Source organism: Aequorivita nionensis (assembly GCF_046352995.1).
GTDB classification, from domain to species: domain Bacteria; phylum Bacteroidota; class Bacteroidia; order Flavobacteriales; family Flavobacteriaceae; genus Aequorivita; species Aequorivita nionensis.
This window is the reverse complement of record NZ_CP130281.1, coordinates 1882048-1903791: the sequence shown is the minus strand read 5'-3', so window position 1 is coordinate 1903791 and position 21744 is coordinate 1882048. Positions and strand designations below refer to the sequence as shown.

Sequence of the window (21744 nt, the reverse complement as noted above, 5' to 3'; positions counted from 1 at the left end):
AATTTGAATAAAAACGTACACTTGAAGCGCGACCTCACAAAAATATCACTATTTATAGTATTAATCAGTTTGTTTTTTTCCTGTGATGCAGTAAAGCTTGTGCCAGAAGGAAAATATTTGCTCACTGAAAACACAATTTTAGTGGATAGCTTAGAAACAAAAGATGCTGGTGTTTACAGCCAACTAGCACAAAGACCCAACCCTACCATTCCGCTTTTGGGTATTCCTTTTGGATTACACATTTATAATCTTGCAGATCCACAGCCAGATTCCACCTATTATAAATGGCTTCACAAAAACCCAAAACGAGAGGAGCGGCTTATTCGTTTTCTCTCAAAAAAACAAGTGGACAGGATAGACAGCAGTTATGTAGGTTTCAATAAATGGCTTCGAAAATCTGGAGATGCACCCGTAATTATAAGTGAGCAACGAATTCAAAAATCTTTGGAGCGCTTAAAACGATGGTACGCAAGCTATGGTTATTTTAATGATGAGGTTGATTACAAAATAGAACCTAGTGAAAAAAAGAAAAAAAGAGCTGCAATTACTTATTTAGTAAAAAAACGCAAACCTTATTTTGTGGGCGATTCAATAGCAGAAAGGATAAGCTCGCCAGTTGTTGACTCACTTTTTCAACTTACTAAAGCCAAATCATTCATTGTTCCCGGTAAGCAATATGCGGCGCAAGATTTTGTAAACGAGCGCGACCGATTGACCATTCAATTTCGAAATTCGGGGCTTTACCATTTTGAACAAGACTATGTTGGTTTTGAGGCGGACACTGTAAATACAGACCATAAAGCCAATATAACTTACATCATTCCCGATAGAAAAATTACTGAAGGAGACAGTACAAGAACGGTTCCTTTTAAGGTTCATACTATTAATGAAGTTCGGATTGTAACAGATTATTCATACGAAAATCGGAATAAAAGTTTTCAGGATTCATTGAGCTATATGGGTTACAAACTTTTCAGTTATGGCAAGATGCGTTTTCGCCCCAAGGCGATTACATCTGCTGTTGCAATCAATCCTGGAAAAATTTTTAAAGATATTGACAGAACGCTAACCTATAACCAAATTAGCGATCTCAGGATTTTCAAATACCCAAACATCAGTTATGCTGAAATTGCTTCAGACACTACGGGAAAGCTATTGAATTCAACTATTTTATTAAGTCCGCGCGACCGCTTTACACTGGGGGTAGATTTTGACGCCTATACCTCAACCATTCAGCAATTTGGAATAAGTTTTAGCGGAAGTATGATTTTCAGAAATATTTTTCGTGGTGCTGAAATCCTTGAAGTATCAGGGCGTGGAAGTCTCGGTTCTTCAAAAGACGCGGCTGATAGTGAGAGTAAATTTTTCAACATTTCAGAATTTGGTGGTGATGTAAAGCTTACATTCCCTAGGATTCTTTTCCCATTAAAAACTGAAAAGCTTATTCCAAAATATATGTCGCCTTCCACCAGTGTCATTTTTGGTTATAGCGTACAAAATAATATTGGGCTGGATAGACAGACCTCTAATGCTATTTTCAACTATAGATGGAAACCTTCAAAAATACTTACCTATCAAGTGGATTTGATGAACCTGCAATTTGTGAGAAATCTAAATACTGAGAATTACTTCAATGTTTACAAAAGTTCTTACTCCCGATTGAATGAAATAGCGAAGAATCTTAATTATGACTTTAACAATCCCTCTTCGGACCCCCTATTGGAAATTCCAGATGAAACAGCTGGTTTTATTTCGGAGGTTTTAAACAGGGAAATATATGCTACTCCTGAAACTTTTCAAGAAGTACTCAGTATTTATGAACGTCAATTACGACTTAGTGAGAACAACCTTATTTTTGCTTCAAACGTAACATTAACAAGAGATACACGCGAGAACCTAAACGATAATAATTTTTCACGATTACGTTTAAAACTAGAATCAGCAGGAAGTTTGCTTTCAGGTATTTCGAGTCTGGCTGGACTTACAAAAAACTCCCAAGGAAACTACGAGATTTTAGGAATTGCATATTCACAATATGCAAAAGTAGAGGCAGAATATATTAAACATTGGGATTTAGACGGCAAGAACATCTTTGCTTTCCGTGCCTTTGGCGGTATTGCAATTCCTTACGGCAACAGCAATAACATACCCTTTACCCGTAGTTATTTTGGAGGAGGCACAAATGATAATCGTGGATGGAGAGCATACGACCTAGGACCAGGTAGCAGCGGAAGTGTCCTAGATTTTAATGATGCGAACTTCAAACTCGCACTTAATGCAGAATATAGATATACAATCTTGGGTGATTTAAAAGGAGCATTTTTTGTTGATGCCGGCAACATTTGGAATGTATTGGATGATGTTGATATTCCATCGTTCAGATTTGACGGAATTCAAGATCTAAAGGAAACTGCGGTCGCTTCAGGGTTCGGACTTCGCTATGATTTTGGTTTTTTTGTATTTCGCTTTGATATTGGCTTTAAAACCCATGATCCCGGAAGACCTGTGGGCGAACGCTGGTTTAAAGACTATAATTTCTCAAATGCTGTTTACAACATAGGTATCAACTATCCCTTCTAAACCATTAAAATTTGTTATTTTTGTCTGCTAAATACATTTGAATATGAGTCATGGAATTAAGCCCGGAGTAGCCACGGGAAAAGAAGTTCAAAAAATACATCAATACGCAAAAGAAAAAGGTTTTGCGATGCCCGCAGTTAATGTTGTGGGATCTGATAGTGTCAATGCGGTTATGGAAACTGCTGCTGCACTCAATGCACCGGTAATTATTCAATTTTCAAATGGCGGGGCGCATTTCAATGCTGGAAAAGGTCTTTCCAATGAAAATGAAAAAGCTGCAATTGCTGGCGGCATAGCTGGGGCTAAACATATACACGAACTTGCAAAAGTTTATGGCGCTACGGTTATTCTTCATACAGACCATTGCGCTAAAAAATTACTTCCGTGGATTGATGGATTGCTAGATGCGGGTGAAAAATTCTACAAAGAAACCGGAAAACCGCTTTATAGCTCACATATGATAGATCTTTCTGAAGAGCCTATTGAAGAAAATATTGAAATCTGCAAACGCTATTTGGAACGTATGAGCAAAATAGGGATGACCCTTGAAATTGAGTTGGGCATTACCGGAGGTGAAGAAGACGGTGTAGATAACACCGATGTGGACTCCTCAAAACTTTATACTCAACCTGATGAAGTTGCCTATGCCTATGAAGAACTTTCAAAAATAAGCGATCAGTTTACCATTGCTGCCGCCTTTGGAAACGTTCACGGTGTTTACAAACCTGGGAATGTAAAATTGACTCCTATAATCCTTAAAAATTCACAGGAATATGTTCAGAAAAAATTTAACACTGGCCATAACCCAATCGACTTTGTTTTTCACGGCGGAAGTGGTTCCACTTTAGAAGAAATTCGCGAAGCAATAGGCTATGGAGTGATAAAAATGAATATTGACACCGATATGCAGTTTGCATTTACCGAAGGAGTTCGCGATTATATGATAAACAATCTGGAATACTTAAAAACCCAGATAGGAAACCCTGAAGGTGACGATATTCCAAACAAAAAATATTACGACCCTCGAAAATGGCTTCGCGATGGCGAAATCACTTTCAAGAAAAGACTTGAACAGGCTTTTAAAGATTTGAACAACGTAAACACGTTGTAAATTTTGAATTAAAAAAAATATTAAACAAACAATAGTTTATGCCTTGGTTTAAAAGAACAAAAAAAGGAATTCAAACCCCAACCGAAGAGAAAAAGGATGTCCCAAAAGGGCTGTGGTATAAATCACCTACTGGAAAAATTGTTGATAGCGAAGAGCTTGAAAAGAATTTTTACGTAAGCCCTGAAGATGGCTACCACGTTCGCATTGGAAGTAAGGAATATTTTGAAATCCTTTTTGACAACAATAAATTTAAAGAACTTGACAAAAATCTTTCCTCTCAAGATACTTTAAAGTTTGAGGATAAAAAGAAATATACTGAAAGATTAAAGGAAGCTCAAGACAAAACCGGGCTTAAAGATGCTATTCGTTGCGCAGTTGGTAAATCCATGGGCGCAGATTTGGTTGTGGCTTGTATGGACTTTAGCTTTATTGGTGGTTCCATGGGAAGTGTTGTAGGTGAAAAAATTGCCCGTGCTGCAGATTATTCATTAAAGAAAAAAATCCCTTTATTAATAATTTCAAAAAGTGGTGGTGCCAGAATGATGGAAGCTGCACTTTCATTGATGCAATTGGCAAAAACAAGTGTGAAGCTTGCACAATTGAGTGATGCGGGAATACCTTATATCTCCTTATGCACAGACCCAACTACTGGAGGAACAACCGCTTCCTTCGCGATGCTGGGAGACATAAACATTAGTGAACCAGGCGCTTTGATTGGGTTTGCAGGCCCGCGAGTTGTTCGTGACACCACAGGAAAAGAACTACCCGAAGGTTTCCAAACTGCTGAATTTCTTTTGGAACACGGTTTCTTGGATTTCATAACACATAGACGAGATTTAAAAAGAAAAATAAACCTTTATCTTGATTTGGTATTGAACAGACCGCTTCGAGAGAAAACTGCATAAAAAAAGCTGCTCAACAAGAGCAGTTTTTTTTTTGATTCATGATTTTTTAATTCATTATAAAAGGATATTCTTGACCATTGTAGATAAATACAGCCATATTATCGCATTCACCATCCCCAAAATCAATAGCCGCTGTTACACCATCTTGTGAAACTTCAAGCCGGCCTTCAACCACATAGGGACAGGCGGTTTTATAAACAAGCGTCTCAGTCACTTCACCACTTCGTTCAAAACCATTGGTAAACACAGTTTGCCAATTTCCGGTAACATGATAGACGTTGTCTAGCCAAGTTCCAGAACCAACGCCTTCCACCCATTCTGAAATACGGGTTCCATTTCTGGTGCCTGTAACAGAAGTGTTCGGAAAACTCACCGTGATGCTTTCGTTAACAGTAGATTGCGGATTATCGTTTTGATTGGCAATTTCATATAAAATACTGCCACCACCGCTTACTCCGTTTCCGTTAATAATAAAATTCTGAAAAGTGTAATCTACAGTATAAGTTCCTGAAACCAGAGGCCCATATTCCAAGAAAATACTTCCGGAGACTACATTTCCATTATTCAGTGTGCAGGAATCCCCAAAGTCCAATAATATAGTAAATACGTTTCCTTGAGTTCCAACAGTTATTTCAGTACAGGGCGGAAAAAGTGAAAGTTGGTTAATGCCACGACCTTCCGTTTCGTTTTCCACAAAAGCCTGTTCAATAATGTTGAAAGTGGCATCAGCAACATTATCTGTTTTTGCAGCTCTCATGGAATTGTCTGAAGAAAAATTAACTTCTTCGGAAGAAGTATCTTCTTCTTTAACGCAACTTGCAAACAAGAAGATGCCCATCGCAAAAAAAGCAACAATTAATCTAAAAGGGGTAATTTTCATAAAAATGAGGTTTAGGGGTTTAGAAACCTATAACGCTAAAAATTAATAATTTAATATATCTAAATTAATTTTCCCTCAAAACACACCAATTTCAAATTCGATTTTGTACTTTTGCGGCCTTGATTATCAAAATGGTAGTCAGTACATAAAAATCATTTTAACAATATTGGCATGTATTTATCACAAGAAGTAAAAGAAAAAATTTTTGAAAAACACGGTAAGTCAAAGACTGATACTGGTTCTGCTGAAGGACAGATCGCTTTGTTTACACACCGTATCGAGCATTTAACAAAACACCTTAAAGCAAATCACAAGGACTACAATACGGAGCGTTCTTTGGTAATGTTGGTAGGAAAAAGAAGAGCTCTTTTGGATTATTTAACCAAAAAAGACGTTCTTCGTTATCGTGCAATCGTTAAAGAATTAGGATTACGTAAGTAATATTTAAAAGGGCTCTTGCGAGCCCTTTTTATTTTTTATTCAGATTTTATTCTGAACACACAGAAAAGCTACCCTTAGGTTTTTCATTGGTCAACCACAACAACACAACAACACGCGACTGATATACAGTCGTTGACCATTTTTAACCGTCCGTTTTACGGACAAAATGAAAAACAAATGATACCTAAAGTATTTAGAGAGGTCATAGACCTTGGTGATGGACGTGAAATTTCCATCGAAACCGGAAAATTGGCAAAACAGGCCCACGGTTCTGTAGTTGTACAATCCGGAAAATGTATGTTGCTATGTACAGTAGTTTCAAACTACAAACAAAGCGATGTCGATTTTCTACCCTTAACAGTAGATTATCGTGAAAAATTTGCAGCTTCGGGTCGTTATCCTGGTGGTTTCTTTAAAAGAGAAGCAAGACCAAGCGACGGTGAAGTATTGACAATGCGTCTTGTGGATCGTGTATTGCGTCCGCTTTTCCCAAAAGATTATCACGCTGAAACACAAGTGATGATTCAGTTAATGAGCCACGATGAAGACGTAATGCCTGATGCAATGGCAGGTTTGGCAGCTTCTGCTGCTATTCAGCTTTCAGACTTTCCTTTTGAATGTGCTATTTCTGAAGCACGTGTGGGAAGAATCAACGGCGAATTCGTAATCAACCCTTCAAGAGCGCAATTAGAAGAATCAGACATTGATATGGTGATTGGTGCTTCTGCAGATTCTGTGATGATGGTTGAAGGCGAAATGAAGGAAATTAGCGAAGAAGAAATGGTTGAAGCCATTAAATTCGCTCACGAACACATTAAAAAACAGTGCGAAGCGCAACTTAGATTGGCTGAAGCATTCGGAAAAAAAGAAGTTCGTGAATACGAGCCAGAACGTGAAGATGAAGATTTGAAGAAAAAGATTCACACAATGGCTTATGATAAAGTATATGCCGTTGCAAAATCCGCTTCTGCAAAACATGAACGCAGTGCTTCTTTTGATGAAATTAAAGAAGAAATCAAAGCCACATTTTCTGAAGAAGAATTGGCAGATTTTGGAGATTTAGTTTCAAAATATTATTACAAAGCAGAAAAAGCTGCCGTTCGTGACCTTACCTTAAATGAAGGTTTACGTTTGGATGGACGTAAAACAGACGAGATTCGTCCAATCTGGTGCGAGGTTGATTATCTTCCATCAACTCACGGTTCTGCAATTTTCACGCGCGGGGAAACCCAGGCGTTGGCAACCGTTACTTTGGGAACTTCCCGCGAAGCAAACCAAATTGATATGCCATCTTTTGAAGGTGAGGAAACTTTCTACCTTCATTACAACTTCCCTCCTTTCTCAACTGGTGAAGCGCGCCCAATTCGCGGCACTTCCCGTAGAGAAGTTGGTCACGGAAACTTGGCGCAACGCGCATTGAAAGGAATGATTCCTGCAGATTGTCCTTACACAGTTCGTGTAGTTTCAGAAGTTTTGGAATCTAACGGTTCTTCTTCAATGGCAACAGTTTGTAGTGGTACAATGGCACTTATGGATGCTGGGGTTCAACTTAAAAAACCAGTTTCTGGTATTGCAATGGGATTGATTTCCGATGGCGAAACTGGAAAATATGCAGTTCTTTCCGATATTTTGGGTGATGAAGATCACTTGGGAGATATGGACTTTAAAGTAACCGGAACGGCTGACGGAATCACTGCTTGCCAGATGGATATTAAAGTGAAAGGTCTTTCCTATGAAATTTTGGTAAATGCGCTGAAACAAGCCGCTGCAGGAAGACTTCACATTCTTGAAAAATTGACGGATACCATCGCAAAACCAAATGCAGATGTGAAACCTCACGCTCCAAAAATGATTACCGTTACTATTCCGAACGAATACATCGGTGCCTTGATTGGGCCAGGAGGAAAAGTAATCCAAGAGCTTCAAAAAGCTACCAAAACCACGATTGTTATCAATGAAGATCCTGTTACCGAAGAAGGTATCGTGGAAATTCTTGGAACAAACCAAGAAGGAATTGATGCGGTATTGGCGAAAATTGATTCGCTTACCTTCAAACCTGAAGTGGGTGGCACATACAAGGTTAAGGTTATAAAAATGCTTGATTTTGGTGCGGTAGTTGAATATTTGGACGCTCCCGGAAACGAGACCTTGCTTCACGTTAGCGAACTTGCTTGGGAACGTACGGAAAATGTAACCGATGTTGTAAATATGGGTGATGTGTTTGATGTGAAATTTATCGGTTTCGACCCTAGAACGAAAAAAGATAAAGTTTCCAGAAAAGCGTTGTTGCCAAAACCTGAAGGCTACAAAGAACGCCCACCACGCGATGATAACAGAAGCGGCGGAAGAGATAATCGTGGACGCGACAATCGTGGTCGTGACGATCGCAACAGTCGCGATAGAGATAGAAAGAGAGATTAATTCTTTTTAAATAAATAAAAAAGCCTTCAGAAATGAGGGCTTTTTTTTATTTATCACGCAACCTTTTAAAAAGTTTCGGACTATAGGGAAAGAGTATTCATTAATCTCCAAAAATTAAAACATATGATTCCAACCTCTAAAACAATTTTCAAATCATTTCTCTATATATTCATTATGATTGTTGTTTATGCTTGCAGTAAAGATTCTGAAAATAAAGAACCCGAAGAAACTATTATAAATAATTGTTTTAAAATAGGCGATGAATTTCAAGGTGGAATCGTTTTCTATATAGATGCAACGAATGAACACGGCTTAATTGCAGCTGCAGAAGACCAAAGTAACGGTGCAATCTGGGGGTGTGCAGAATCAACTGAACCTATAGCTAATCAACGAGACATTGGCTTTGGAAACGCCAACACAAATGCTATTGTAAATAATTGTACTGAAGCAAATACAGCTGCTAAAATTTGTTCAGAATTAAGTTTGAATGGATATGATGATTGGTTTCTACCAACCACTCACGAATTAGAATTATTATACCACTATAAAAATTTAGTTGGTGGGTTTTCAAATACAAACTATTCATCCTCCACTGAAACTAAAAATAATGATGGTATTTATAAATATGTTTTTTCAATAGATTTTGGTTCAAATCCAGCTAATGCAGATAGGCAACAACCAATCGATAAAACAAATCCATTACATGTTCGTGCAATCCGTAAATTTTAATAAAGACATTATGAAGAATAATTTTATCACAACTTCAATTCTACTTTTAAGTTTAGTTTTTTTTTCTACTTCGTCATTTGCCCAGAATGATTGTCTTAAGATTGGTGACGAGCATGAAGGCGGTATTATATTTTACATTGATGAAACCGCCGAACATGGTTTAATTGCAGCACCTCAGGATGAATCTGTACTTGCAATATATGGTTGTTTAGGGAACACAAACCCAATTGCAGATAACTCTGAAATTGGTGCCGGCGAAAGCAATACACAAGCAATTGTAAATTATTGCCAAGAGGAAGGAATTGCCGCTAGAATATGTTATGATCTTTTTCTTAATGGTTATTCTGATTGGTTCCTGCCTTCAATTAATGAATTAGAAATGTTATATATAAATAGAATTGCGGTGGGAGGGTTTGATGAAACTGAAGGTTCTGGATACATAAGTTCTACGGAAGCAAGGCCTGCACCGGCATATTATCGGAGTTGGGTATACGACTTTGGTAGTCCACAAATAATTCCATACACCCGAAAAATAGTTTCCCAGAAGGATAATACATTTAAAATAAGAGCGATAAGAAAATTTTAAAAAAAATAACATGAAAAATCTTTGGTACATTCCATTTTTATTGTTGCTTACAGTTTTTAATTCCTGTGAAAACGAACCTATCAGCAAAGCTGACCCCTCAAAAGTTATTCAGGTAAATTCTGAACTTTACAACCTTATTCAAAAAGCAGCCGGAAGCGATTTCGAAAACGAAATAACCTGTATCGATTTTAACTACTCCTTTACACTGGTTATTTATGATGAGAACATGGATATCTTTGGATACCAAATTATTAATAGCGATATAGCATTCAGCGACTTTTTGGCAACTCTTGAAGAAGGAAAATCCATCAGCTTGAGTTATCCAATAACAAGTGTTTTGGAAAATGGACAACCCTATGTAATCAATAATAATGAAGAATTAAAAGAAGCGATAGACAAATGTGTTTATGCAGACACCGTTACAACCTGCAACAATATTCTTACGGAAACCACCTGTATTTGGAAAGTAAACCATTTGGACGGACCCAATAGTGAATATGATGGCTCTTATTTTGAAGTAAGCAATTATGGAAATGTTGCTCTTTATTTGCAAGAGAATGTCTTTGGTGGAACTTGGGTTACTTATTTTATAGAAGACGAATTACATCTCAATATTTTTATAACTGGAGATGAAAATGTAAGCAATGACTGGAATTTTGACTGGAAGGTTGTAAATTTTGACGAATCTCAAATGGAAATAGAAAATGGCACTGACCGCTTTTTGTTGACTAAGGAATGTTACGAACCTTGCAGAAAAATTCTTTTTGAAGAATGTGAAACCGAACCAAATTCAGGCAGCGCTGTTTTTGATTTAGAAAGTTATTTTGAATGTTTCTTTCCGTTTTCGGGCATTTCAGATCCATCAACCGTTACATGGAACTATTACGATAATTATGAAGATATGCTTGCTGGAACAAACCCAATTGTTAATTTAATGCATGAAAATACAGAAAACCCACAGATAATTTATGTTAGATTTAATGACATAAACACCGGAATTCAGGTCTCTGGAGTGCCTATTGTTTTAAAAGCCATAAATTGCCCATAAGATTTCGAAAATTTATTTGAAAGAAACTGAACTTATAAAAGCATGTATAAAAAATAACCGGATAGCCCAAAACGAGCTATTCCAGAGGCACAAAGACACCCTATATTTTACCTCTTTAAAATATTGCAGAAACGAAGCCGATGCTGAAGATAATCTGCACGATGCTTTTATAACCATTTTTCAGAAAATAAAAACATTCAAAAACAAAGGTTCTTTTGAGGGCTGGATGAAACGAATAACCATTTATAAAGCAATTGATAAATACAAAGCAAATAAGCCTTTAAACATTGAAATAAAAGATGATATTCTGGAGGAGAACGTTACAATTGAAGAAGAACAAAATCTTTCGCTCGACGAACTTTTAAAACTCATTCAAGAATTACCCGATCAATATAGGATGGTTTTTAACCTTTATCAAATGGATGGTTTTTCACATAAGGAAATTGCCTCCGTTTTAAAAATATCCGAAGGAACATCAAAGTCCAATTATCACCGCGCAAAGCTGATTTTACGTGAAAAAATTATTGAGATCAATAAATCCCTTAACCCAAAAGCAACTTAAAAATGGGACAAAAAAAAGATATAGGAACACTTTTTGAAAACAAGCTGAAAAGTGGAAAGAAAAACCCTGGCCAAAACCTTTGGGTGAAGTTAAACCAATCTCTGGACGAAGAAACGCGCAAACGAAAAAGGAAATTTCTTTATTGGGTTGTAGGCGGAGGGCTCTTTGTTTCTCTGGGCTTGCTTTTACTCCTTATCAATGGAAACATTTTACAACCCAACCTTCATACGGAACCAAAAAATGTTCTTTTGAATGACCAATCTAATTCCGTTAATAAAGAAAATAATACTAAATCAATATCAGAAAAAGAAACTGATGAGTCACTTTTTAAAACTCCAAAAGATGACTCCTTAATCATAAAAAATAGTTCTGAAACCCTTTCAAATATAGAGTCAACAAAAGAAAATTCAGAAAAGAATGAATTAGAAAATTTTCAAAAAACGAAAAAAACCATAGAACAAAAGAATTCAAAAAAGAAATCCAAAAAAGACGAGGCAAACAAAACAAGCATTGATGAAACTTTCAGTGTAACAACAAAATATTACTACTACAACAATGAAGATGGAGAGCGAGTAGTAACAACCAACAAAAATGAAATTGATAGCCTGATTGTTAGAAAACAGAAATCTTTAGACTCTATAACAACAAAAATTGACAGTCTAAAACAGTAGAGAATAAATTCTGTAGTTAAAAAACATACTATTTTACTGAAAGATTTATAAACTTTTGTAACCTTTTCTGGGTTTGTTACGTATAACAAAATACAAAAGTTTAAAACTTAATCTACAGGACATTTCTTAAATGAGACAACTCAAAATTACAAAGCAGGTAACCAACAGGGAAACCGCTTCATTAGACAAGTACCTTCAGGAAATTGGAAAAGTTGACTTAATCACCGCAGACGAAGAAGTAGAATTGGCACAGCGCATAAAAGCGGGTGACCAAACCGCTTTGGAAAAATTGACCAAGGCAAACCTACGTTTCGTTGTTTCGGTGGCAAAGCAATACCAAAACCAAGGACTTACCCTTCCAGACCTTATCAATGAAGGCAACCTTGGCCTTATTAAAGCCGCACAGCGTTTTGATGAAACTCGTGGGTTTAAATTTATTTCCTACGCCGTTTGGTGGATTCGCCAATCCATTCTTCAAGCTTTGGCTGAGCAATCACGTATTGTGCGTTTGCCATTGAACAAGATTGGAAGCATCAACAAAATCAACAAAATGTATGCTTATTTGGAACAAGCAAATGAGCGCCCACCTTCTGCAGAAGAAATTGCAAAAGAGCTGGACATGACCATCAACGACGTGAAAGAGTCCATGAAAAACTCTGGCCGTCACGTATCCATGGATGCACCTCTTGTTGAAGGTGAGGACAGTAACCTTTACGATGTTTTGCGAAGTGGCGAAAGCCCAAATCCAGACCGTGCTTTGTTGCACGAATCGCTACGAACTGAAATTGAGCGTGCCTTGGAAACCCTTACTCCTCGTGAAGCAGACGTAATTCGACTGTACTTTGGTCTTGGAGATCAACACCCAATGACTTTGGAAGAAATTGGCGAAACTTTTGATCTTACTCGCGAACGCGTTCGCCAAATAAAAGAGAAAGCAATCAGAAGATTGAAGCACACTTCGCGAAGCAAAATATTAATGACCTATTTGGGATAATTCCCGTAACGATAACTTACAGTATCAGTTTCTCAGTTTTACTGAGAAAATACTGTTCGTTTTTTGATTGATGAATGACCTCCGGCTGATTACCGGAGGTTTTTTCTATCTTTACATTCGCATGGAACACACAATCTGTTATTTAAGCAAACAAGCCGAAGCTTTGAAAGATTCAGAGCTTGAAAGCTTGTTTAAGTTTATTGTAGCCATGAATCCAACATTAAATATTTCGGGAGCATTACTCCATAATAATAATTTCTTTCTGCAAGTGCTGGAAGGCAAAAAGGAAATAATTAAAGAGCTTTTCGCAAAAATTAGGAAAGACAAAAGACACAAAGACATTTTAATGATTTTGGATCAAAAAATTGAAAACCGGATATTCGAAAATTACGAAGCCAACTTCAGCATTATGAAAACAAAGAAGGATATTGAAAAACTCAATACATATCTTTCACATTATAATTTTGAAAACAAATACCCCAAAAACATAAAAACACTTATAGAACCCTTTTTACTTTAAATCCAATGAAAAATACAATTATAGCTCCTTCCATACTTGCAGCAGATTTTGCAAACCTTCAGCGCGATATTGAAATGGTTAACAATAGTGATGCTGATTGGTTCCATCTTGATGTAATGGACGGGGTTTTTGTACCGAATATTTCTTTCGGAATGCCTGTAATTAAAAGTATTGCAGTCCACGCCAAAAAACCATTGGATGTGCATTTAATGATTATTGACCCCGATCGCTATATTAAAACATTTGCCGATTTGGGTGCCAATATACTTTCGGTTCATTTTGAAGCCTGCACACATCTTCACCGAACCCTTCAAGGCATAAAGGCCGAAGGAATGCAGGCAGGTGTTGCCATAAATCCACACACTAATGTTTCATTACTTGAAGACACCATCAACGATATTGATTTGGTTTGTATGATGAGCGTGAATCCTGGTTTTGGCGGGCAGAGTTTCATAGAAAACACCTATAAAAAAATAAAACAGCTCCGAAAAATTATTGAGACCAACGGCGCTTCAACCAAAATTGAGATAGACGGGGGTGTAACGAACAAAAACGCGAAACAATTGGTTGATACAGGCGCCGATGTTTTAGTAGCCGGAAGCTATGTTTTTGGGGCGAGCAATCCTTCACAAACTATTTCAGATTTAAGGAAACTTTTAAAATAAATTTTGAATGCCTATCAAAAAAACGAAGGACGTTCTAATTATTGGTGCGGGGCCCATAGGCATAGCCTGTGCCCTTGAATGTAAAAAGAAGGGGCTGGATTATGTTGTGGTAGAAAAGGGTGCGCTAACTAACTCACTCTACAATTACCCTCTAAACATGACTTTTTTTTCTACTTCGGAAAAATTAGAGATTGGTGATATTCCATTTATAAGCAATAACCCAAAACCCAATAGGAATGAGGCTTTGGAATATTATCGCCGCGTCGCTACTTCAAATAATCTTCACATAAATTTATATGAAGCAATACTTTCTGTAGAAAAAGTGAATGAGTGTTTCAAAATTATTTCAGAAAAAAATAACTACACCACAAAAAAAGTAATTGTAAGCACGGGTTTTTATGATATTCCAAAAATGTTGAATATTCCGGGCGAAGAATTGCCAAAAGTGATGCATTACTACAAAGAAGCACATCCATTTGTAATGCAAAACGTTATTGTTGTTGGTGCAAGTAATTCGGCAGTTGATGCCGCATTGGAAGTTTGGCGCAAAGGTGGTGATGTAACCATGGTTGTTAGAGGCCCTAAAATTGGAGAACGTGTAAAATATTGGGTAAAGCCAGATATTGAAAATAGAATTGAAGAAGGAAGTATAAAAGCATATTTTAATTCTGAAATAATAAAAATTACTAAAAACGAAGTTTTTATACAGACTCCAAAAGGCCCAAAGATTTTAGATAATAATTTTGTGATTGCACTCACAGGATATAAACCAGACTTTAAATTTTTAAAAAGTTTGGGGGTTCAATTTTCTGAAGACGGCAATTACTTCCCAAAATACAATACTGAAACTATGGAATCAAACGTGGAAGGACTTTATTTGGCAGGTGTAATTTGTGGCGGTTTGGAAACACACAAATGGTTTATTGAAAATTCACGTGTGCACGCGAAAATTATTATTCAAGACATTTCAAAAAAGAATCAATAATCTGCAAAATTAAAGTTGAGCAACTTTTTTGTATGTTCGTATATTTTAGGGAATATTCTCTTAAAATCTTCAGGGGATTCAAAAAAATATTCTGTTAAAACAGCCATAAATTCGTATTGATTGGTGAATGCATATTCCCTAAAATATCTTGTTTTGTCTAATTGATCTTTTACATCCTGTCGCATTAATTGTTTTAAGATAGCTTGAAAATGTTTTGAAAATCGGGCAGAATCCAAATCTCTGGCTTGTTTTGCCTCTAATTGCATTGCATGTGTAAATTCGTGGATTCCTATATTTAAATTATCATTTTCAATTTTATATCCTTTTTCAAAATCCTTCCATGAGAGCACAATTACTTTCTCTCGTGGATTAAATTCACCTTTGTGGTAGGCATCATTTATTGCGCTATAAAATTCATCTGGATAAATCAAAATGAAATCAACAAGATTGTAAGTGTAATTTCTTCTACCAAAACTTAACATACAGGCAATTGCAGCAACCAAAACTTTCATTTTTTCAGTGATTATAACTTCTTCCCTTCCTATAATTTTTTTTTCTGATAGGAATTGTGCCATTCTATGAACAAATTGCTTTTTATTTTTTTCTGAAAGCATGCGATAAAACACAAATTCATTTTGGAGTATTTTTAGTTGTGAAGGGGACAGTTTTCTATAAACGAAATAATGCCTAAAAAGAGGTCTGTCAAAATTTGAAGCAAACCAATTTTCAAATACTCTAAAAAGAAAAAAAGCAATACCCATCAAAACTATTCCGTAAGCATATGGAGCGAGCCAAGGGGCATAAGCTTCAGATTGAAGAAAAATTGGCATGGGGCTAAATGAAATTTTTATAGTATTTAAAACGAATTAGAAGTTTCTTTATTTCTTTAAAAATATGCAAATGATAGGAAATAAAAAATCCCCGGCATAATGCCGGGGATTTTATTAAATATTAATTCTATGTGGCTCTAAATTAAAAGCCCCAAGTGTTATCAAATTTATCCCAGAAAAGTCTAGTTTCTGTTGCATCGCCGCCAATTGCACCAGCAGCCTCTTCATAATTTGTTGGGTTTAGGTTAATTTCGCTAACAGGGTAAGGGTAGCGAACAGGATAACCAGACTCGGCATCAATTGGTTTAACCAAAACTGGAAAGTCTAAACGTCTAACAGAAAGCCAAGAAGCAAATGTTCTGTTATAGTTTGCTAACCAAGCTTGAGTACCAATAGATTCTCTCCAAGCTCCACTGTTATAAGCAACAGCAGGATTAGCTAGATAACCAGCAAGGCCATCTGCGCCCCAGAAATCAAAAGAAGCAGTGATACCAGCTATGTAATGGCTTTCAGCATCACCACCAACGTTATATCCTCTTGCAGCTGCTTCAGCTAATAAAAATTCAGTTTCAGCATACTGTAGGAACCAACCAGGGTAATCGCCACCTAAAATAGATGGAGTTACATGGCTATAATCAGAATAAACAGTTTGGTCACCAATTACACCTCCGATATATTCTCCGTTAACATCAGTGAAAAAAGAAGCTCTACGTGGATCTTCTAAGGTATTCATTAAATCAATAATAGTTTTACCGGCAACGTAATCATTACGGTTACTCAAAACTAAATTATTATTTAAAGGATTACCGTTTGGAGGAGCTGTATATGCATATCCAGCATCGTCTGCATTGCTTGTAAATACTCCAGAAGCAAAAGCAGATTCAACTGCTGCTTTTCCAGCTGCACCATCCGCATCGGCAAGGATAATACCCATTCTTAATTTAAGTGTATTTGCAAACTTCTTCCATGAAGCAACATCACCCGAATAGATTTTTTCTTCATCACCAGAAAAACTTCCTTTGCTGGTATCCATAGAGTTAATAGCAGCTGTTAAGCGTACAAGTAAATCTTTGTAAATGGTCATAGCATCATCATACTTTGGTAGTAAGTTATCAATATCCAAAGCTTCAGAATAAGGAACATTTCCATAGGTTTCAACCAAATTGCTCCAAGCGTAAACATTCATTACCTCTATAATGGCCAATTTATTAGGCTTTAATGGGTTTGTAATGTCGTTATCAGCAGCAGCAATGTTTATGCTTGCTTCCTTAAGATCTCTCAACACATCTCTGTACATTTCTCTCCAGTGATTATCTGGAATTGGACGGGTTGATTGATCATAGTTACTCTCATCAGGATAAGTGGTTTCCTGCCAATGCTGAACAAACAATCTAGTATTGTTAAAGTTTACGTTTGGCGTCGTGATTTGATCAGCTAGCTGCTTTTGGGCAGAAGCGAATAAACTCTCACCACTAACTGCTGTAGGGTCTTTTATATTCTGATTCAGATCCTCTAGGTTGTCTGAACAAGAGACGGCGAAAACTGCCGCTGTTAATATTAAAATCAGTTTCTTCATTTTTCTTTATATTAAAATTGTGCTTTAATGTTAAACCCGTAATCTTGGGTAGTTGGCAATGAACCTGTAATATATCCTTGAGAGTTACCTGAACTCAATCCAGATTCTGGATCTGCATAAGGTGTCTTTTTATCAATGATCCAAAGGTTTGAGCCAGTTACCGTAAACTGAAGGCCTGTCATAAATGTATTGTCAAGGAATTTTGAAGGCAAAGTATAGCTTAGTGAAGCTTGACGTAACTTAACATAGCTAGCATCATACACAAATTCAGATTGTGGATAAGCAGCATAACCAAATTGACCAAACTCAGAAGCATCAACTCTAGTTGTATTTGGAACATACACTGGGTTCTCGTCTGTTCCAGTATTTACAACTCCAGGATTAATAAAACCACCTCCGTTTTCAATAGTATTTCTTACAGGGTTTCCTAAATCATTTATGTAAGCAGACTCAGGATATAAACCTGTTGCTTGACCGTAATATTGATCCAGGGAGAACACAGAGCCACCTTGCTGAACATCAATCAAGAAACTAAATGACCACGATTTATAATTAATAGTATTGGTAATACCCATTAACCAATCTGGATTAGTATCCCCAATTTTTTCATTAGGTCCAGTTTTTAAATATCTTCCATTGGCTCCAACTACTCTATCTCCATTATCGTTATAAACGTAATCAGCTCCATAGATTACACCGTAAGGTTGTCCAGGTACCGCATTAATTTTTACACCACCTTGGTAACTAGCCAGCTGAAATACTTCTACTCCTTCTGGAAGCGCAATAACCTCACTCTTGTTTTGGGTAAAGTTACCGTTTAGCATCCAGCTAAAGTTATCAGTTTTTACCGGAGTAGCGTTCAAAGATATTTCAAAACCTTTGTTTTCGATTTCACCAGCATTTAACAATTTTCTAGATTGACCAGTTGCTTCAGAAATTGGCACTTGTACAATTTGGTCAAGTGAGTTTGTCTTGTAGTAAGAAAAATCAAAACCAACTCTGTTATTAACAAATCTCATTTCAAGACCTGCTTCATAACTTTTAGTACGCTCAGGCTTCAAATTTGGATTATTAGCGGTACTAGGAACAGAAGTTCCAGTATCTATATTAATATCAAAAGTGTTAAACAATTTATCAAATTCTGGTCCATTTCCTACTTCAGCGTAGTTAACTCTTAACTTACCAAAAGAAATAGCATTTACGTTAATTAATTTACTAAATACAAAACTGGTAGAAACAGATGGATAATAGAATGAACTATCATCTACAGGAAGTGTTGAGAAATGATCTCTACGTATTGTTCCATCAATATAAACAACATTTCCAAAACCAAGAGAGGCACTTGCGTAAACACCATCTACACCAACTTTCTGTGCTACTTCTTGAGATTTTGGAATATCATCTCTTGAGTTTTGAATTGAATAAAGTCCTGGAACAACCAATCCACCAGCGGTAGAATTTGCTATAGAGTTAAACTCATTTCTTCTAATGTTTGTTCCCAATATACCTGCTACATTAATACTTTCAGAAATATCAGCATCAAAGTTGAACATTAAATCATAATTGGTTTCAGTAACGGTCAAATCACGTCTTAAATATCCAGAACCTGCATTAGGACGAGCTACACCTGGAGGTGCTACACCAAAACTAGTTGGAACAGACCCAACGGCTCTGCGCTCTTCCTGCTGCTCGTTATAAGTATCTGTTGAAACTCTACCTGTAACATTTACCCAATCAGCAAGCTTATAATTTAGCTCAAAATTACCTAAGAAACGACTTCTACCGTCATTCTGATAGTTCTCATAACGAGTCCAATAAGGGTTATCCCAATATATTGGGGTTGTCCCTGGCGCAGAAGAACCTGGGTTCCATCCAATATTTCTCTTAGTGTTATTGTAAATATTCCACTGTTCCTTAATATCAACGTTGGTTTGCCACCATTGTTTCATGTTACCAACTACGTTATCATTATAACCAGTTGAGTTACGCCCTATTGCACTAGTTTTAATATAATTTGCAAAACCACTAGCTGTCAACTTATCCGATAGATCAAAAGTACCGCTAAAAATGAAGTTATGTCTATCTATTTGACTGTTAGGCAATAAACCTGATTGATCCAACTTAGTATATGACATACGGTATGAACCGTTTTCAAAACCATTGGAAAGAGATATAGAGTTAGTTAAAGTAACTGGAGTTTCAAAAAATGTAATTGCTCCATTTGGAGAGTTCACCCAAGGTGTTCTTTTTAGATAGTTTGGTGATGCAGGATCAAATGAATCCCACTGATAGATTAATCGTCCATCGAATGCAGGCCCATAAGAAGCGTCATCAAGATAATTGGAAACAACATCATCAATGCCGTCACCATCAATATCCTCAGAAGTAAAAGCTTGTCCACCATAACCCGCTCCGTAGCCATCCTGATACTCAGCAAATGTGCTTTTATCAATAAACCCTACTTGTGCATTGGAGTTAATAGTAACACCCATCCCTTTAGATTTTTTACCTTTTTTGGTAGTAATAATAATTACACCACTTGCGGCGCGAGAACCATAAAGTGCAGATGCAGCTGCACCTTTCAGTACGTTCACAGACTCAATATCGTCTGGATTAATATCTGCAGCAGCATTACCATAATCATAATAGTTACCTCCAGACGAGTTCTTTTGACTCGCATCGTTGGTATTTCTATTGCTAATCGGCACTCCATCCACAACAAATAATGCTTGGTTGTCACCTGTTAAAGAAGTAATACCTCTAATAACTACGTTAGTAGAACCACCAAAGTTGTTGTTTCTTCTAATTTGAAGACCCGCAACCTTACCAGAAAGACCGTTCGTAAAGTTATTTGTTTTTACAGTAGCCAAATCTTCTCCTGCTACTTGTTGCGTAGAGTAACCCAGTGATTGTTTTTCACGGGATATACCTAGTGCAGTTACTACAACTTCGTCCAGAACGGATCCAGCTTGCATAGTAACATCTATCTTATTTGATGCCCCAACAGCAATCTCTTGGGTATCAAAACCTACATAACTATAAACAAGTGTTTGTCCTACTGCAGCATCAATGGTATAGTTACCATCAAAATCAGACTGCGTTCCAGTACTAGTACCCTTTATAATTATGTTAACTCCTGGAAGTGGCAGGCCTGTGTCATCGGCCACCGTTCCGGAAATTGTTTTTTCCTGTGCAAAAGCGAGCTGCACAATCAACACTAACAAAAGTGTTAAAATTCCACTAAACTTTGTTTTCATTTTTTTGTTTGTTTGAATTAGCACCCCAAAAGTGCCAATAAAATCTTACAATTCCAACTTTTAATGAAAGTAGATTATGAAAATTTTATCAAAAAGTTATTTTAAAATTTCCCATTTGACGGAAATTTTAGCTTAAATTTTTGCAAACCCTTGATTTTAATGTGTTTTCGAAAGGAGAGTTATGCAGAAGTTAATAAAATATGCTTGCAAAAAAACTTTAAAAAAATTTCAAACACTTTATGAACAATTCCACCAACTTCACAAATAATGCCGTTTTTGAGCATTTTGACGTTTACTCAGAAGAAAGAATTTTCTTATAAAGATTTTAATCTTTATAAGAAAAAGAAAAAAGAATTTAAGGAAGTGCTAAATCAAAATTCATACTCATTAATAGAATGTGGTAGAAATATCATTTTGTAGTACTTTCTCCTTTAAATTGCTGTGAATTGCTTTTGAAGAGAACATTAAAAGTAGTCAGGCTGCCATAGCAACGTGTTATATATTGCTGAAGATCTATTTTATCCTGTTCAGCCAATTCCTTACTTGCATTTATTTTTTGCTCCATCACCCGAAGCCTATCGCGAAGCATTACTATTTTATGGAAAAAAGTATCAATTGGAATTTCTTTTGATGCCAAATTTTTATCAGCAGGCTGCAAAACCATGTTTCCACCTTTCCATTTATCCGCAATTGGAACAATCTCACTGAACCCATTCCATTTTTTAAGAATATCACGAAGGCTTTTTTCAACTTCATAGAAACTTACAGTGTCAACCTCATCTTCGGCTGCTTCAATAATTTCATAAGTATCATCAGTGGCTATTGTTTCCAGCCCATTTTCAATAAAAGTTACCCAATACATTTTTGCGGTAACATTTGTTACCACTCCTTTTCCGTATTTTGGATGGTCAATCCGGGAGCCTATTCCTAAAATTTGTTTCATTGTAAATTTAAATTAAGCAGTAAAAATAAATAAAATGATT

At 36.5% G+C, this 21744-nt stretch carries 19 protein-coding genes; 14 read left to right on the top strand and 5 right to left on the bottom strand.

The annotated features are described in order from the left end of the window. The first annotated feature begins 21 nt into the window (after positions 1 to 21). From Q2U82_RS08575 to accD, 3 genes are read left to right on the top strand one after another with little or no spacing between them, the layout of a single operon-like run. Complete coding sequence (locus Q2U82_RS08575) at positions 22 to 2580, top strand: BamA/TamA family outer membrane protein (protein ID WP_410004464.1); 2559 nt, start codon at positions 22 to 24, stop codon at positions 2578 to 2580. A 43-nt stretch (positions 2581 to 2623) separates the two neighbouring features. Further along, positions 2624 to 3691, top strand: coding sequence for a class II fructose-bisphosphate aldolase (fbaA, locus tag Q2U82_RS08570; RefSeq protein WP_410004463.1), 1068 nt, complete (start codon positions 2624 to 2626; stop codon positions 3689 to 3691). A 38-nt stretch (positions 3692 to 3729) separates the two neighbouring features. After that, the gene (gene accD, locus Q2U82_RS08565; protein WP_410004462.1) at positions 3730 to 4596 is read left to right on the top strand and encodes an acetyl-CoA carboxylase, carboxyltransferase subunit beta; all 867 of its coding nucleotides are present in this window, start codon (positions 3730 to 3732) and stop codon (positions 4594 to 4596) included. Between the two features lie 46 nt (positions 4597 to 4642). On the opposite strand, the gene Q2U82_RS08560 is transcribed toward accD, so the two are convergent. Then, positions 4643 to 5476 (bottom strand): hypothetical protein, encoded by an 834-nt coding sequence (locus Q2U82_RS08560; protein ID WP_410004461.1) that lies wholly within the window; start codon positions 5474 to 5476, stop codon positions 4643 to 4645. A 171-nt stretch (positions 5477 to 5647) separates the two neighbouring features. Here Q2U82_RS08560 and rpsO point away from each other — a divergent pair, with 171 nt between their 5' ends. The 11 genes from rpsO (at position 5648) to Q2U82_RS08505 (ending at position 15098) form a co-directional block, all read left to right on the top strand. Next, positions 5648 to 5917: a 30S ribosomal protein S15 gene (gene rpsO, locus Q2U82_RS08555; protein ID WP_410004460.1), complete on the top strand. Its 270-nt coding sequence runs from the start codon at positions 5648 to 5650 to the stop codon at positions 5915 to 5917. A gap of 177 nt (positions 5918 to 6094) precedes the next feature. Continuing rightward, entirely contained in the window at positions 6095 to 8338 is a 2244-nt protein-coding gene (locus tag Q2U82_RS08550; protein ID WP_410004459.1) for a polyribonucleotide nucleotidyltransferase, read from the top strand. 123 nt (positions 8339 to 8461) lie between these two features. Further along, positions 8462 to 9067 carry a DUF1566 domain-containing protein gene (locus Q2U82_RS08545; RefSeq protein WP_410004458.1) on the top strand — a complete coding sequence of 202 codons (606 nt, stop codon included), beginning with the start codon at positions 8462 to 8464 and terminating at the stop codon, positions 9065 to 9067. A gap of 10 nt (positions 9068 to 9077) precedes the next feature. Beyond that, positions 9078 to 9653, top strand: coding sequence for a hypothetical protein (locus tag Q2U82_RS08540; protein WP_410004457.1), 576 nt, complete (start codon positions 9078 to 9080; stop codon positions 9651 to 9653). Positions 9654 to 9663: 10 nt separating this feature from the next. Next, positions 9664 to 10701, top strand: a complete 1038-nt coding sequence (locus Q2U82_RS08535) for a hypothetical protein (protein WP_410004456.1) — start codon at positions 9664 to 9666, stop codon at positions 10699 to 10701. Positions 10702 to 10717: 16 nt separating this feature from the next. Then, on the top strand, positions 10718 to 11263 hold the full coding sequence (locus Q2U82_RS08530) for an RNA polymerase sigma factor (protein WP_410004455.1): 546 nt from the start codon (positions 10718 to 10720) through the stop codon (positions 11261 to 11263). A gap of 2 nt (positions 11264 to 11265) precedes the next feature. After that, a complete protein-coding gene (locus tag Q2U82_RS08525; RefSeq protein WP_410004454.1) occupies positions 11266 to 11934 on the top strand; it encodes a hypothetical protein in 669 nt (222 codons plus the stop codon). Between the two features lie 130 nt (positions 11935 to 12064). Further along, positions 12065 to 12928, top strand: a complete 864-nt coding sequence (locus Q2U82_RS08520; protein ID WP_290254606.1) for a sigma-70 family RNA polymerase sigma factor — start codon at positions 12065 to 12067, stop codon at positions 12926 to 12928. Between the two features lie 70 nt (positions 12929 to 12998). Continuing rightward, complete coding sequence (locus tag Q2U82_RS08515; RefSeq protein WP_410007148.1) at positions 12999 to 13448, top strand: BLUF domain-containing protein; 450 nt, start codon at positions 12999 to 13001, stop codon at positions 13446 to 13448. A gap of 5 nt (positions 13449 to 13453) precedes the next feature. Continuing rightward, entirely contained in the window at positions 13454 to 14113 is a 660-nt protein-coding gene (rpe, locus tag Q2U82_RS08510) for a ribulose-phosphate 3-epimerase (RefSeq protein WP_410004453.1), read from the top strand. A gap of 7 nt (positions 14114 to 14120) precedes the next feature. Beyond that, positions 14121 to 15098: a YpdA family putative bacillithiol disulfide reductase gene (locus tag Q2U82_RS08505; protein ID WP_410004452.1), complete on the top strand. Its 978-nt coding sequence runs from the start codon at positions 14121 to 14123 to the stop codon at positions 15096 to 15098. Here the strand turns inward: Q2U82_RS08505 and Q2U82_RS08500 are convergent. The 4 genes from Q2U82_RS08500 to Q2U82_RS08485 all read right to left on the bottom strand — a co-directional run bounded on the left by Q2U82_RS08500 (position 15092) and on the right by Q2U82_RS08485 (position 21704). Beyond that, a complete protein-coding gene (locus Q2U82_RS08500; RefSeq protein WP_410004451.1) occupies positions 15092 to 15928 on the bottom strand; it encodes a zinc-dependent peptidase in 837 nt (278 codons plus the stop codon). The two genes, Q2U82_RS08505 and Q2U82_RS08500, sit on opposite strands and share 7 nt — an antisense overlap. A 142-nt stretch (positions 15929 to 16070) precedes the next feature. After that, complete coding sequence (locus tag Q2U82_RS08495; protein WP_410004450.1) at positions 16071 to 17504, bottom strand: SusD/RagB family nutrient-binding outer membrane lipoprotein; 1434 nt, start codon at positions 17502 to 17504, stop codon at positions 16071 to 16073. An 11-nt stretch (positions 17505 to 17515) separates the two neighbouring features. Next, entirely contained in the window at positions 17516 to 20761 is a 3246-nt protein-coding gene (locus Q2U82_RS08490) for a SusC/RagA family TonB-linked outer membrane protein (protein ID WP_410004449.1), read from the bottom strand. Between the two features lie 409 nt (positions 20762 to 21170). Next, entirely contained in the window at positions 21171 to 21704 is a 534-nt protein-coding gene (locus Q2U82_RS08485) for a hypothetical protein (protein ID WP_410004448.1), read from the bottom strand. Positions 21705 to 21744 lie beyond the last annotated feature (40 nt).